Raw genomic sequence first — 14,115 nt, 5'->3', positions numbered from 1 at the left:
GACGAAGCTGATGACGATGAGGGAGCAGCCGATGAGCGCAGCCGACGACGGCGCGAACCGCAGCCTCGGCCAGCTGGTGGCGACGGCCACCACCGAGCTGTCCGCGCTGGTGCACGACGAGATCGCGCTGGCCAAGGCCGAGCTGCGGGAGGACGCCCGGCGGCTGGGCATCGGCGGCGGTGCGGTCGCCGCCGCGGGGGCGCTGGCGCTGTTCTCCCTGCCGGTGCTCAGCTTCGCGGCGGCGTACGGGATCCACAACCTCGGCCTGGGGCTCGCCTGGTCCTTCCTGATCACCGGCGGAGCGTTCCTGCTGATCGCCGCCGTGCTCGTGCTGCTGGCCGTGGCCAAGTTCAAGAAGATCTCCAAGCCGGAGAAGAGCATCGCCTCGGCGCGTGAGACGGCGGCGGTGCTGGGCACGGTCAAGCCGCACCCGCGTTCTCCGGCCGACACCGGCCAGACGGACGCATCTGTGACACGCTCGTCCGTATGACGGTGCCCGACTCTCCCGCAGCGCCCGCGTCCCCCGGCCCCGACAGGCCCGCCGTGCCGGGTCCCCCATCGGCCGCTTCGGCCTCCCCCGCCTCGGTCGTCCGTCCCGACGGCCCGTGGACCCACCGGGAGGTCGCGGCGAACGGGGCGCGGTTCCACATCGCCGAGATGGGCGAGGGGCCACTGGTGCTGCTGTTGCACGGCTTCCCGCAGTTCTGGTGGACCTGGCGCCACCAGATGCCCGCCCTCGCGGAGGCGGGCTTCCGCGCGGTCGCCATGGACCTGCGCGGCGTGGGCGGCAGCGACCGTACGCCCCGGGGCTACGACCCGGCGAACCTGGCCCTCGACATCACCGGGGTGATCCGCTCCCTCGGCGAACCCGACGCCGCGCTCGTCGGCCACGACCTGGGCGGCTACCTGGCGTGGACCGCGGCCGTGATGCGGCCCAAGCTGGTGCGCCGGCTCGCGGTGTCCTCGATGCCGCACCCGCGCCGCTGGCGCTCCGCGATGCTCACCGACGTCCGGCAGAGCGCGGCGGGCTCCTACGTGTGGGGGTTCCAGCGGCCGTGGCTGCCGGAGCGTCAGCTGGTCGCGGACGACGCCGCCTTGGTCGGTCGGCTCGTACGGGACTGGTCGGGTCCGCGGCTGCCGGACGACGCGGTGGTCGAGGTCTACCGGCGGGCCATGTCGATCCCCTCTACGGCGCACTGCTCGATCGAGCCGTACCGCTGGATGGTGCGATCGATGGCACGCCCGGACGGCATCCAGTTCAACCGCCGGATGAAGCGGCCGGTGCGGGTGCCCACCCTGCACCTGCACGGATCCCTCGATCCGGTGATGCGCACCCGCAGCGCGGCGGGCTCCGGGGAGTACGTGGAGGCACCGTACCGCTGGCGGCTCTTCGACGGGCTGGGCCACTTCCCGCATGAGGAGGATCCGGCGGCGTTCTCGTCGGAGCTGGTGAGCTGGCTCAAGGACCCGGAACCCGACCGTTAGGGGCAACCCGGCCCGGCCGGGGGTCCGGGGGTCGTCCCCCGGGAATGACAGAGCCCGGCCCGGGTCCGGCGGCCACTTGCCCGGCGCATAGGCCAATTGCCGGACCCGCAGGCGATTACGGACCTCCGGGCCCGGGCAGAGCATTCGGTATGGGCTGGACGCACGACTACCGTGACGTGACGCAGGAGCGCAGCACCAAGGGCGATGCCGCGCTGGCTGTGACGGAGGCACCCGAGAGGGGCGGTCATCGGCCGGAGGCCGGGCACGATCCCCGCATCGGCATCCCTCGCATCATCCACCGCCGCGCCCGCTGGGTCTCGGCGCGGCTGCGCCATCCGCGCAGCCGCTGAGCGCGCAGCCGCCGTACAGGCCACGGTTCCGGGCGGAGCCCGCACCGCCGGGGCGATCGCAGGGCCCCGGACGCAGTCCGAGCCGCGTCAGAGGGCGCAGCCCTGCGTGTCCGCCCTGCCCGTCGCCGTACGGCCGTTCACGGCATCCTCGCGCACCTCGTCCGCGGTGAGGGCGTAGCCGGTGTCGGCGTCGTCGAGGGACTTGGCGAAGACCACTCCGTAGACCTTGCCCTCCGGGGTGAGCAGCGGGCCGCCGGAGTTGCCCTGCCGCACGGTGGCGTAGAGCGAGTAGACGTCGCGGCGGACGTTGCCGCGGTGGTAGATGTCCGGACCGTTGGCCTGGACTCGGCTGCGGATGCGGGCCGAGCGCACGTCGTAGGCGCCGTTCTCGGGGAAGCCGGCCACGATGGCGCTCTTGCCGCTCTCCGCGTCGGAGCCGGCGAAGTGCAGGACGGGCGCGTCGAGTGACGGTACGTCGAGGACGGCGATGTCGCGCTTCCAGTCGTAGAGCACGACGCGTGCCTCGTGCAGCTTGCCCTGGCCGCCGATCTGCACGGTGGGCTCGTCCACGCCGCCGACGACATGGGCGTTGGTCATCACCCGGCCCGGCGCGAAGACGAAGCCGCTGCCCTCCAGGACCTTGCCGCAGCCGGGTGCGTTGCCGACGACCTTGACGATGCTGCGCTGGGCCTCGGCGGCGACGGGGCTGCCCGCGAGCGCCGGGTCGGGTGCGGGCACCGAGGTGATGGGCTCGGTGGAGAACGGTGCGAAGACCTGCGGGAAACCGTTCTGCGCGAGGACGGTGCTGAAGTCCGCGAACCAGGTGTTGGCCTGCTGCGGAACGACGCGCGCGACGCCAAGCAGCACCTTGGAGCTGCGGACCTCCTTGCCCAGCGTGGGCAAGGACGTCCCGGCGAGGGCGGAGCCGATCAGCCAGGCGACCAGCAGCATGGCGACGACGTTGACGAGCGCGCCGCCCGTGGCGTCCAGGGCCCGGGCCGGGGACCAGGTGATGTGACGGCGCAGCTTGTTGCCGAGGTGGGTGGTGGCGGCCTGGCCCACGGAGGCGCAGACGATGACGATGGCCACGGCCGCGACGGCCGCGACGCCGCCCGGAGGGGAACCGCCGGTGGCGCTGTCCCAGATCACGGGCAGGGCGTAGACCGCGGCCAGCCCGCCGCCGAGGAAACCGATCACCGAGAGCACGCCGACGACGAACCCCTGGCGGTAGCCGACGACCGCGAACCACACGGCGGCGAGCAGCAGCACGATGTCCAGCACGTTCACCGAAGAATGCCTCGCTCGGAGATGGTCGGCCGGGTCGCCGGCTTCGGGGGGTGGGGTGGCGCGGAGGTCACCGTCTCATGCCCGTCAGCCACGCCAGTCCACCGGTACCTGCCGCTCGCGGTTCCAGGGGCGCTCCCAGCCCGCGTAGTGCAACAGCCGGTCGATCACGCCTGCGGTGAAGCCCCAGACGACGGCGTCGCCGACGCTGAAGACCGGGCCCTGGTGGCCGCTGGGGTGGACGGCCGTCGCCCGGTTGCGCGGGTCGGTCAGCTCGGCGACCGGGACGGTGAAGACCCGGGCCGTCTCCCGCGGATCGGCCGGCCCGACCGCGCTGGGCTCGCGCCACCAGCCGAGGACCGGCGTGACGACGAAGTCGCTGACGGGGATGTAGAGCCGGGGCAGCACGCCGAAGACCTGGACTCCGGAGGGGTCGAGGCCGGTCTCCTCCTGCGCCTCGCGCAGCGCGGCCCGCACCGGACCGCCGTCGGCCGGGTCGCCGTCCTCCGGGTCGAGGGCGCCGCCGGGGAAGGAGGGCTGGCCGGCGTGCGAGCGCAGGGTCCCGGCGCGCTCCAGGAGCAGCAGCTCCGGGCCCTGTTCACCCTCGCCGAAGAGCACCAGCACGGCGGACTGGCGGCCGCCCTCCTGCGGCGGCAGGAAGCGGCTGAGCTGCTGCGGCCGGATCGTCTCGGAGACCTGCACGAGAGGATCCAGCCATTCCGGGAGCCCCTCGGTGCTCACTTCGGCTCCCTCGGTCCGGCCGGCCCCTCCGCCGCAGGCGCTCGTCATGCGTTTCGCCATGTCACTCGGCTCCCAGCGGGGGTGCGGGCGGGCCGGGGAAGCCCGGCGGGGGCTTGAGCCGCTGGCCCGGGCCGCCGCCCATCTCGTACTTGAGCAGCTTCCTGGCCTTCTCCGGGTCCGTCTCGCCCTCTCCGTACGCCGGGCAGAGCGGGGCGATCGGACAGGCGCCGCAGGCGGGCTTCCGGGCGTGGCACACGCGCCGGCCGTGGAAGATGACCCGGTGCGAGAGCATCGTCCACTCGCTCTTCGGGAAGAGGGCGCCGACCTCCGCCTCGACCTTGTCGGGGTCCTCCTGCTCCGTCCACTTCCAGCGCCGGACGAGCCGCCCGAAGTGCGTGTCCACGGTGATGCCCGGGACGCCGAAGGCGTTCCCCAGCACCACGTTGGCGGTCTTGCGGCCGACGCCGGGGAGGGTCACCAGATCCTCCAGGCGGCCCGGCACCTCGCCGCCGAAGCGGTCGCGCAGGGCGGTGGAGAGCCCTATGAGGGACTTGGTCTTGGCGCGGAAGAAGCCCGTCGGCCGGATCAGCTGTTCCAGCGTCTCGGGGTCGGCGGCCGCCATGTCCTCCGGCGTGGGGTAGGCGGCGAAGAGCGCGGGGGTGGTCTGGTTGACGCGCAGGTCGGTGGTCTGGGCGGAGAGGACCGTGGCGACCAGGAGCTGGAAGGGGTTCTCGAAGTCCAGCTCGGGATGGGCGTACGGATAGACCTCGGCGAGCTCGCGGTTGATCCGGCGCGCGCGGCGGACCAGCGCCGTCCGCGACTCGGGTCCGGCAGCGGGCCTCCGTTTACCCCCTGTCACACCTTTTGCCGCTTTCGCCGGGGCGCGTTCGCCCACAGCAGAATTACCGGCCGAGGTCACCCTCCCGGCCCCCTTGCCCTGTGCTCTCACCGGCGTATTGGACACCCGGCCAGACTAAAGCCCAGCACCGACATCCGCCCCGGCCGCAGGAAAACCACAGCCCAATCGGACCCCTGCCGTAGGGCTTCGTGCGACGATGCGCCACACTTGTGTTTGATCACACAGTTTTACCGACGGGCATCATGGGGACCACGGTCCCCTGTGCATGTCGACAAGGAGAGAACTCGTGGACGACGTTCTGCGGCGCGCCCCGCTCTTCGCGGCGCTCGATGACGAGCAGGCCGCTGAGCTGCGCGCCTCCATGGGCGAGGTCACCCTCGCGAGGGGCGACGCCCTGTTCCACGAAGGCGACCCGGGTGACCGCCTCTACGTGGTGACCGAGGGCAAGGTGAAGCTCCACCGCACCTCCCCCGACGGCCGCGAGAACATGCTGGCGGTCCTGGGCCCCGGCGAGCTCATCGGTGAGCTGTCCCTCTTCGACCCGGGTCCGCGCACCGCCACCGCCACCGCGCTGACCGAGGTCAAGCTGCTCGGCCTGGGCCACGGCGACCTGCAGCCCTGGCTCAACGCCCGCCCCGAGGTGGCCACGGCCCTGCTGCGCGCCGTCGCCCGCCGCCTGCGCCGCACCAACGACTCGATGTCGGACCTCGTCTTCTCCGACGTCCCCGGCCGCGTCGCCAAGGCCCTGCTCGACCTGTCGCGCCGCTTCGGCGTGCAGTCCGAGGAAGGCATCCACGTGGTGCACGACCTCACCCAGGAGGAGCTCGCGCAGCTCGTCGGCGCCTCCCGGGAGACCGTCAACAAGGCCCTCGCGGACTTCGCGGGCCGCGGCTGGCTCCGCCTGGAGGCCCGTGCCGTGATCCTGCTGGACGTGGAGCGGCTCGCCAAGCGCTCGCGCTGACCCGGCGACAGCCGGACCCGGACGCACAGGGCCCCGTCCCGCACGCCACGGCGTGCGAGGCGGGGCTTTGTCATGCCGTCATTCGCCGATCAGGCCGTGCTCGGCCAGGTAGTCCAGCTGCGCCCGCACCGACAGCTCGGCCGCGGGCCACAGCGCACGGTCGACGTCCGCGTACACGTGCGCCACGACCTCGGCGGCCGTGCGGTGGCCGTTCTCGACCGCCGTCTCGACCTGGGCCAGGCGCTTGGCCCGGTGGACCAGGTAGTACTCGACGACACCCTGGGCGTCGTCCAGCACCGGGCCGTGGCCGGGCAGCACGGTGGTCACGTCCTCGTCGACCGCGAGCGAACGCAGCCTGCGCAGCGCGTCGAGGTAGTCGCCCAGCCGCCCGTCGGGGTGCGCGACGATCGTGGTGCCGCGGCCGAGCACCGTGTCGCCCGTGAAGACCGCCCCGTCGGCGGGCAGATGGAAGCACAGCGAGTCCGCCGTGTGCCCCGGTGTGGACAGCACGTGCAGCTCCAGGCCACCGGTCGTGACGACGTCGCCGATGCCGAGCCCCTCACCGCCCAGCCGCAGCGCCGGGTCCAGCGCCCGGACGGCCGTCCCCGTCAGTTCGGCGAACCGTGCGGCGCCGCCCGAGTGGTCGGCGTGGCCGTGGGTGAGCAGGGTCAGGGCGATGCGCTTGCCCGCCGACTCGGCGGTGGAGACGACCGCTTGGAGGTGCGTCTCGTCCAGCGGGCCCGGGTCGATGACGACGGCGAGGTCGGAGCCGGGTTCGGAGACGATCCAGGTGTTGGTGCCGTCGAGCGTCATGACGGACGGGTTGGGCGCGAGCACGCACACCGCGCGCTCGGTCGCGGGGCCCCCGATGGCCCCCGGGCGCGGCCGTCCGGGAAGGTCGGTTGCATACGTCATGCGTCGGCTCCTGAGGGTCCGGGAGGGGGTCCCCCGGCGGCGCGGTCGGGGGGCTGCTCGATGTGCCGGGTGAACTCGTCGTGCCCCGGCCAGCTCAGCACGATCTCGCCGCCGTGCTCGCCCGTGAGGCGCACACGGGCGAGCACGGGGGTGAGATCCCGCCCGGGCGCCGCCGCCAGGACCTCCGGGACGCTCGCGTAGGGCTGCAGGGCGCGCAGGGTGGAGATGGTCGGCGGCATCATCAGCAGCTCGCCGCGGTCGTAGCCGGCGGCGGCGTCGGCAGGGGTGGTCCACACCGTGCGGTCGGCCTCCGTGGAGGCGTTGCGGGTGCGCTGGCCCTCGGGGAGCGCGGCCACGAAGAACCAGGTGTCGTAGCGGCGGGGCTCGAACTCCGGCGTGATCCAGCGCGCCCAGGCACCGAGGAGGTCGCTGCGCAGCAGCAGGCCGCGCCGTTCGAGGAAGTCGGCGAACGACAGGTCCCGGCTGACGAGCGCGGCCCGGTCGGCCTCCCAGTCCTCGCCCGTGGTGTCCGCGACGACCGACTCCGGGGCGGGGCCTGCCAGCAGGACGCCTGCCTCCTCGAACGTCTCGCGGACCGCGGCGCAGACGATGGCCTGGGCCTCGGCCGGGCCGGTGCCCAGCCGCCGTGCCCAGTCGGCCGGCGACGGGCCCGCCCAGGGAACGTCCCGCTCGTCACGCGGGTCCACGGAGCCGCCCGGATACGCGTACGCGCCTCCGGCGAAGGCCATGGAGGCGCGTCTGCGCAGCATGTGGACGACCGGGCGGCCGTCCGCTCCTGCACGCAGCAGCAGGACGGTCGCGGCGCGGCGCGGGGCCGCAGGACGGAGCTCACCGCGCGCGAGCGCTCTGATCCGGTCCGGCCACTCCGGCGGGTACCACTGGCCGTTCGAAGTCGACATGGCCGGATGCTATGCGCTCACGCTCGGATGTTCGAGAGGACAAGCCCTCGCAGGGCTCTCGCGGCGAACGGCAGGACCGTCAGTCCTGCACCTCCACCACGATCTCGACCTCGACCGGCGCGTCCAGCGGGAGGACGGCCACGCCCACGGCCGAGCGCGCGTGCACGCCCTTCTCGCCCAGGACCTCGCCCAGCAGCTCGCTCGCGCCGTTCAGCACGCCCGGCTGGCCGGTGAAGTCCGGCGCGGACGCGACGAAGCCGACGACCTTGACCACCCGGACGACCTTGTCCAGATCGCCGATGACGGACTTCACGGCCGCCAGGGCGTTCAGCGCGCAGACGCCCGCGAGCTCCTTGGCCTGCTCGGGGCTCACCTCGGCACCGACCTTGCCGGTCACCGGGATCGAGCCCTTGACCATGGGCAGCTGACCGGCGGTGTAGACGTACGCACCCGACCGCACGGCCGGCTGGTAGGCCGCGAGCGGCGGCACGACGTCCGGAAGCGTCAGACCGAGCTCGGCGAGCCTGTCCTCGACGGCGCTCATGTCCTCGGCCGCTTCAGGTAGGCCACCAGCTGCTCGGGGTTGTTCGGCCCGGGCACGACCTGGACGAGCTCCCAGCCGTCCTCGCCCCAGGTGTCCAGAATCTGCTTGGTCGCGTGCACCAGCAGCGGCACAGTCGCGTATTCCCACTTGGTCATGCGCCCGACTGTAATGCCTGCCACCGACAGCCTCGTGCGTAGCCCGCGCGGCACTTGGTTAGGCTCCGATCCATGACCAGGCTCCATGTCGTCAGCGGCAAGGGCGGTACCGGCAAGACCACGGTCGCCGCAGCCCTCGCGCTTGCCCTCGCCGCCGAGGGAAAACGCACACTGCTGGTCGAAGTCGAAGGCCGGCAGGGGATCGCGCAGCTCTTCGAGACGGAGGCGCTGCCCTATGAGGAGCGGAAGATCGCCGTGGCACCGGGCGGCGGCGAGGTGTACGCGCTCGCCATCGACGCCGAACGGGCCCTGCTCGACTACCTCCAGATGTTCTACAAACTCGGCAGCGCCGGGCGGGCGCTGAAGAAACTCGGTGCGATCGACTTCGCCACGACGATCGCACCCGGCCTGCGGGACGTCCTGCTGACCGGCAAGGCGTGCGAGGCGGTCCGCAGGAAGGACCGTTCCGGCAGCTTCGTCTACGACCACGTCGTGATGGACGCACCGCCCACCGGGCGGGTCACCCGCTTTCTCAACGTGAACGACGAAGTGGCGGGCCTGGCCCGGATCGGGCCGATCCACAATCAGGCACAGGCCGTCATGCGCGTCCTCAAGTCGCCCGAGACGGCAGTGCACTTGGTGACGCTGCTGGAGGAGATGCCGGTCCAGGAGACGGTGGACGGCATAGCCGAGCTGCGCGCGGCGAACCTTCCGGTGGGCGGGGTCGTCGTCAACATGGTCCGGCCGGGCATCCTGGACGAGGCGGCCGTCGAGGCCGCCGCCAACGGCCGCCGGACGGCCGTGGCGGGCGCCCTGGCGCACGCGCTGGAGCGCACGGGCTCCGGCAGTGCGGCGGAGCCCCCGGTCGGTCCGCTGCTGGCCCAGGCCCGCGAGCACACCGAGCGGCTCGCACTGGAGCAGCAGGGCCGCGCGGAGATAGCCAAGCTGGACCTGCCCGCCTACGAACTCGAACTGCTCGGCGACGGCGTGGACCTGGCGGGCCTGTACCGCATGGCACGCGAACTGCGGAAGCAAGGATTCCTGTGAGCGACGCGTGCACGGCCGCCGGGCCGCAGGTGCAGACGATAGCCGCACCTCTGCGCCGTGCAGGCGGAGAAGCGAACGAAACCAAGGAGGTCCGGTGAGCCTGGACGACACGACGGTGCTCGACATCGACCCCGTCCTGGACAACCCCCGGACCCGCATCGTCGTGTGCTGCGGCTCCGGCGGCGTCGGCAAGACCACCACGGCGGCGGCACTGGGACTGCGGGCCGCCGAGCGCGGCCGGAAGGCCGTCGTCCTCACCATCGACCCGGCCCGCAGGCTCGCCCAGTCGATGGGCATCGAGGAACTCGACAACGTGCCGCGCCGGGTGCCCGGCATCGACACGTCGGCGGGCGGCGAACTGCACGCCATGATGCTGGACATGAAGCGGACCTTCGACGAGATCGTCGAGGCGCACGCCGACCCGGAGCGCGCCCGGGCGATCCTGGAGAACCCCTTCTACCAGTCCCTGTCCGCCGGTTTCGCCGGCACGCAGGAGTACATGGCCATGGAGAAGCTCGGCCAGCTCCGCTCGCGGGACGAGTGGGACCTGATCGTCGTGGACACCCCGCCCAGCCGCTCGGCGCTGGACTTCCTGGACGCCCCCGGGCGGCTGGGGTCGTTCCTGGACGGCAAGCTGATCAAGGTGCTGATGGCGCCGGCGAAGATCGGCGGCCGGGCCGGGATGAAGTTCCTCGGCGTCGGTATGTCGATGATGAGCGGCCCCCTGAACAAACTGATGGGTGCCCAACTCCTGCGCGACGTACAGACCTTCGTCGCTGCGATGGACACCATGTTCGGCGGCTTCCGTACCCGCGCTGATGCCACCTACCGACTGCTCCAGGCGCCCGGCACCGCCTTCCTGGTCGTCGCCGCGCCCGAGCGGGACGCGCTGCGGGAGGCCGCCTACTTCGTCGAGCGGCTGGCCGCGGAGCGCATGCCGCTGGCCGGACTCGTGCTGAACAGGGTGCACGGCAGCGGAGCGGCGGAGCTCTCGGCGGAGCGCGCCCTGGCCGCGGCCGAGGTGCTGGCGGACGCCTCCGGCGAGGACTGCGGTCCCGGGGGGAACGGGCGAACCGCGCGGAGCGCGGCCCCCGTTGGGATCACGCGACCATCGGAATACCCAGAAAATCTTGACGGCTCCGGCATTGTGGATCGTGGCAGCGGGAAAGCTGGCTCACGTACCGCTGACGACCCTGGCACCCTCGCTCCCACCGACACGTCCTCTCCCGAGAGCGGCTTCCCCCAGCCCGTGTCACCAGGAGCGTCTTCCGTATCGCCGCCTTCACCGGCGCCGGACGCCCCGGCAGGCGCCGTGGACGGCTCCGCTGCACGGATCGCCGCCGGGCTGCTGCGGCTGCACGCCGAACGCATGCAGGTGCTCGCCCGCGAGCGCCGTACGCGGGACCGTTTCACCGCCCTCCACCCGGAGGTGCCGGTGGCGGAAGTGGCCGCGCTGCCCGGCGATGTGCACGACCTCGTGGGGCTGCGGTCGATCGGCGAGCGGCTGGCCGCGCAGCCCGTGGACCACGGCATGCACGGCACGACGGAGAGCGTGACGGAGGGAGCCGTCGCGCAGGAAACCGAGGAGGCCGAGGACACCGGGAACGCCGAGGACGGCAGACGGGCCGACACCTCCGGGGCCGTGAACGCCACGGTCGGCACGGCCGACGGCAGCGAAGAGGCCGGCACGCCGTAGCGGGTACGCGCGCCGGGCGGGCGCCGTGCTGCTGCAGGGCAGCGGGGCGGCTAGCCCACGGCGGCGTACTCGTCGTACTCCTCGTCCCCGAGGGGCAGGATGCCGGCGCCGCGCTCGTACTCCGTGCGGGCCGTCTCCAGGAGCCTGCGCCAGGAGGTGACGGTCGGTCGGCGTCGCAGCAGGGCCCGGCGCTCGCGCTCGGTCATCCCGCCCCACACCCCGAACTCGACGCGGTTGTCCAACGCGTCGGCCAGGCACTCCGTGCGCACCGGGCAGCCGGTGCAGACCGCCTTGGCCCTGTTCTGCGCTGCGCCCTGAACGAATAGTTCATCCGGATCGGTCGTGCGGCAGGCGGCCTGCGCACTCCAGTCGGTTACCCAGCTCATGCTGGCGCCGTCCTCTCCCGAATCGAGGCTCCCCCACGGCGGCAGCGGCATATTCACCGTTGCCAGTTGAGGACGTTACGGAAGGCGGACAGGGGGCAACACCCCCTTCGGGCCCAATCTTGAATGGCCCGAACGGACTATGCGTACGCGGCAGATCACCCAACGGAGTGAGCTGACGACATCAGCGACTTTCCCCTGCATACGGGGGTGTTTCGCCCGCCTCGGAGCGGGCAACCACCGACACAGGCGGCAATACGGACACACCTCATCACCCACAAGAGTGAGGGCGAGGGTGATGCTGGAGCGCATCGCAGTGACTGGCGTGAAACAGCGTAGGCGAACACATGGGCGTCTGTCCGCCGAATGAGAACGTAGGCTTCCCTCCATGGCTATGAAGCGCTCCGGCGGGGGTCGTCCAGTGACCCGGCAGGCCGCGAAGTTCCTCGGTGTCAGCGTCCTTTCAGGAGTCGTGCTGGCAGGTCTGGCCCTTCCGGGCATCGGCGCGTTCGGCCTGGTGGCCAAGGGCTCGATGGAGGGCTTCGACGAGATCCCGGCCGACCTCAAGACACCGCCCCTCAGCCAGCGCACCACCATCCTCGACGCCCAGGGCGGCGAGATCGCGAAGGTCTACTCCCGCGACCGCACGGTGGTCCCGCTGGACCAGATCTCCCCGTACATGCGCAAGGCGATCGTGGCGATCGAGGACTCGCGCTACTACGAGCACGGAGCGATCGACCCCAAGGGCGTGCTCCGCGCGATAAACAGGAACGCCCAGTCGGGCGGCGTCTCGGAGGGTGCGTCCACCCTCACCCAGCAGTACGTCAAGAACGTCTTCATCGAGGAGGCCGGCGACGACCCCGACAAGGTCGCCGTGGCCACTCAGCAGACCATCGGCCGCAAGATCAAGGAGCTCAAGTACGCGATCCAGGTGGAGAAGGAGCTCGGCAAGGACCGGATCCTCGACAACTACCTGAACATCACCTTCTTCGGGCAGCAGGCCTACGGCGTCGAGGCCGCCTCCCAGCGCTACTTCAGCAAGCACGCCAAGGACCTCGACCTCGGCGAGTCCGCGCTGCTGGCCGGCCTCGTCCAGTCGCCGAGCCGCTACAACCCCGTCCTCGCCCCGAAGGAGGCCACCAAGCGCCGGAACACCGTGCTCCAGCGCATGGCCGAGCTCAAGGACATCACCCCCGCCCAGGCGGCGGCGGAGCAGGCCAAGCCGATCCGGCTGACCGTCAGCAGGCCCAAGAGCGGCTGCATCACGGCGGTCGACGGCGCGGGGTTCTTCTGCGACTACGTCCGCAGCGTCTTCCTCCAGGACCCCGTCTTCGGCAAGACGAAGGAGGCCCGGGCCAAGCGCTGGAACGAGGGCGGCATGACGATCCGCACCACCCTCGACCCGCAGACCCAGAAGTCCGTCCAGAAGTCGATCACCGATCACGTCTACCAGACCGACCCGGTGGCCACCGCCGTCTCGATCGTCCAGCCCGGCACCGGCAAGGTGCTCGGCATGGGCCAGTCGCGGCCGTACGGCTTCGGCGAGAACCAGACGCAGATCAACTTCTCCGCCGACCACGCCATGGGCGGCTCCAGTTACGGCTTCCAGACCGGTTCGACCTTCAAGCCGATCGTCGCGGCGGCAGCCCTGGAGCAGGGCACCTCGCCGTACCAGACGTACCCCTCGCCGTACCAGATGCCCTACCCGGACTCGGTGGAGAAGTGCAAGGGCACCTGGGAGAACTCCGAGGGCGCGATGGTCAGCAACGAGAACCGCAGCGAGTCCGGCCCGTACGGAATGCGGGAGGCGACCGCCAAGTCGGTCAACACCTACTTCATCCAGCTGATCGGTGACGTCGGCATCTGCCCGGTGACCAAGATGGCGGCCAAGATGGGCGTGAAGCCCGCCGACGGCAGCAAGATGGAGCAGGTGCCGTCGATCGCACTCGGCACCGAGGGCATGTCCCCGCTCACCATGGCCTCCGCCTATGCGACCTTCGCCAACCATGGCACGTACTGCTCCCCCGTCGTCGTCGAGTCCGCCACCGGCCCCGACGGCAAGGCCCTCCGGGTGCCCAAGTCGCAGTGCTCGCGGGCGATGTCCGAGCAGACGGCCGACACGGTCAACTCCCTGCTGAAGGGCGTGGTCGAGGACGGTACCGGCAAGGAGGCCGGGCTGGACGGCCGGGACAGCGCGGGCAAGACGGGCACGACGGACGAGCGCCGCGCCGCCTGGTTCGTGGGCTACACCCCGAACATGGCCGGTGCCGTGTGGGTCGGCGGGGCCGGCGCGAAGGGCGTCGACATGGAGAACATCACCATCGGCGGCGTCTACCACGACAAGGTCTACGGCGCGGACACGCCCGGTCCGATCTGGCGGGACGCCATGAACGGCGCACTGGACGGCCGCGACGCACCGACCTTCTCTCCTTCTGCCGCCGACGACAGCAGCACGGGCACCGGTGCCGGCACCGGTGACGACCGGACCGGCGCGGGTCAGGGCACGCGCAAGCCGGGGACGGGCAAGCCCGGGACCGAGAAGCCGGGCGGCGGGTCCCACAAGCCGGGGCACAACAAGCCGGACAGCCCGAAGCCCGACCCGCTGCCCGGTCTCTCCCTCCCGCCGGGCGTGATCGGCGGGACCGGCAACGAGCAGCAGCAGGGGCAGCCCGGTCAGCAGCCGGGGTCGAACTCCGCAACCGGCTGGGCACGGTGACCGGTCTGCGACTGCCGGCGACGGTGGTCTTCGACTACCCGACGGCAGACGTGCTGGTC

Annotated in this window: 14 protein-coding genes and 1 pseudogene; 7 read left to right on the top strand and 8 right to left on the bottom strand. The window is 71.8% G+C overall.

All coding sequences use genetic code 11. The features are described from left to right. Positions 1–31: 31 nt before the first annotated feature. From ACWD4B_RS15530 to ACWD4B_RS15520, 3 genes are all read left to right on the top strand, one after another. Positions 32–490, top strand: a complete 459-nt coding sequence (locus ACWD4B_RS15530) for a phage holin family protein (RefSeq protein WP_336410605.1) — start codon at positions 32–34, stop codon at positions 488–490. Next, positions 487–1,485 carry an alpha/beta fold hydrolase gene (locus ACWD4B_RS15525; RefSeq protein ID WP_451421213.1) on the top strand — a complete coding sequence of 333 codons (999 nt, stop codon included), beginning with the start codon at positions 487–489 and terminating at the stop codon, positions 1,483–1,485. The genes ACWD4B_RS15530 and ACWD4B_RS15525 overlap by 4 nt, the downstream gene beginning before the upstream one ends. A gap of 149 nt (positions 1,486–1,634) precedes the next feature. Continuing rightward, positions 1,635–1,835, top strand: coding sequence for a hypothetical protein (locus tag ACWD4B_RS15520; RefSeq protein ID WP_336410603.1), 201 nt, complete (start codon positions 1,635–1,637; stop codon positions 1,833–1,835). 87 nt (positions 1,836–1,922) lie between these two features. Here ACWD4B_RS15520 and ACWD4B_RS15515 read toward each other — a convergent pair whose 3' ends face one another. From ACWD4B_RS15515 to nth, 3 genes are all read right to left on the bottom strand, one after another. Then, on the bottom strand, positions 1,923–3,122 hold the full coding sequence (locus ACWD4B_RS15515; RefSeq protein ID WP_451421212.1) for a MarP family serine protease: 1,200 nt from the start codon (positions 3,120–3,122) through the stop codon (positions 1,923–1,925). Positions 3,123–3,206: 84 nt separating this feature from the next. Beyond that, positions 3,207–3,908, bottom strand: a complete 702-nt coding sequence (locus tag ACWD4B_RS15510; protein ID WP_451421248.1) for an NUDIX hydrolase — start codon at positions 3,906–3,908, stop codon at positions 3,207–3,209. A 13-nt stretch (positions 3,909–3,921) separates the two neighbouring features. Next, complete coding sequence (gene nth / locus ACWD4B_RS15505; RefSeq protein WP_451421211.1) at positions 3,922–4,719, bottom strand: endonuclease III; 798 nt, start codon at positions 4,717–4,719, stop codon at positions 3,922–3,924. Between the two features lie 286 nt (positions 4,720–5,005). Between nth and ACWD4B_RS15500 the strand changes: the two genes are divergently transcribed. Beyond that, the gene (locus tag ACWD4B_RS15500; protein WP_004939715.1) at positions 5,006–5,680 is read left to right on the top strand and encodes a Crp/Fnr family transcriptional regulator; all 675 of its coding nucleotides are present in this window, start codon (positions 5,006–5,008) and stop codon (positions 5,678–5,680) included. A 78-nt stretch (positions 5,681–5,758) separates the two neighbouring features. Here the strand turns inward: ACWD4B_RS15500 and ACWD4B_RS15495 are convergent, their stop codons facing one another. From ACWD4B_RS15495 to ACWD4B_RS15480, 4 genes are all read right to left on the bottom strand, one after another. Then, positions 5,759–6,595 carry an MBL fold metallo-hydrolase gene (locus ACWD4B_RS15495; RefSeq protein ID WP_451421210.1) on the bottom strand — a complete coding sequence of 279 codons (837 nt, stop codon included), beginning with the start codon at positions 6,593–6,595 and terminating at the stop codon, positions 5,759–5,761. Further along, complete coding sequence (locus ACWD4B_RS15490) at positions 6,592–7,515, bottom strand: NUDIX hydrolase (protein WP_451421209.1); 924 nt, start codon at positions 7,513–7,515, stop codon at positions 6,592–6,594. Before ACWD4B_RS15490 ends, ACWD4B_RS15495 begins: the two co-directional genes overlap by 4 nt. A gap of 79 nt (positions 7,516–7,594) precedes the next feature. Next, positions 7,595–8,059, bottom strand: a complete 465-nt coding sequence (locus ACWD4B_RS15485; RefSeq protein WP_451421208.1) for a RidA family protein — start codon at positions 8,057–8,059, stop codon at positions 7,595–7,597. Beyond that, positions 8,056–8,214, bottom strand: coding sequence for a DUF4177 domain-containing protein (locus ACWD4B_RS15480; RefSeq protein ID WP_336410597.1), 159 nt, complete (start codon positions 8,212–8,214; stop codon positions 8,056–8,058). The genes ACWD4B_RS15485 and ACWD4B_RS15480 overlap by 4 nt, the downstream gene beginning before the upstream one ends. A 72-nt stretch (positions 8,215–8,286) precedes the next feature. On the opposite strand from ACWD4B_RS15480, the gene ACWD4B_RS15475 reads away from it, so the two are divergent. Together ACWD4B_RS15475 and ACWD4B_RS15470 are read left to right on the top strand one after the other, a co-directional pair. Continuing rightward, entirely contained in the window at positions 8,287–9,261 is a 975-nt protein-coding gene (locus ACWD4B_RS15475; RefSeq protein ID WP_451421207.1) for an ArsA family ATPase, read from the top strand. 94 nt (positions 9,262–9,355) lie between these two features. Continuing rightward, positions 9,356–10,780, top strand: a pseudogene (locus ACWD4B_RS15470) (ArsA family ATPase); the annotation flags it as partial. Positions 10,781–11,007: 227 nt separating this feature from the next. On the opposite strand, the gene ACWD4B_RS15465 reads toward ACWD4B_RS15470, so the two are convergent. Beyond that, entirely contained in the window at positions 11,008–11,343 is a 336-nt protein-coding gene (locus tag ACWD4B_RS15465) for a WhiB family transcriptional regulator (RefSeq protein ID WP_336410594.1), read from the bottom strand. Between the two features lie 385 nt (positions 11,344–11,728). On the opposite strand from ACWD4B_RS15465, the gene ACWD4B_RS15460 reads away from it, so the two are divergent. Beyond that, on the top strand, positions 11,729–14,056 hold the full coding sequence (locus ACWD4B_RS15460; RefSeq protein ID WP_451421206.1) for a transglycosylase domain-containing protein: 2,328 nt from the start codon (positions 11,729–11,731) through the stop codon (positions 14,054–14,056). Positions 14,057–14,115 lie beyond the last annotated feature (59 nt).

Source organism: Streptomyces sp. NPDC002536, from assembly GCF_053594995.1.
The sequence above is the reverse complement of the archived record's forward strand: the minus strand, read 5'-3'. Positions and strand labels throughout refer to the sequence as shown.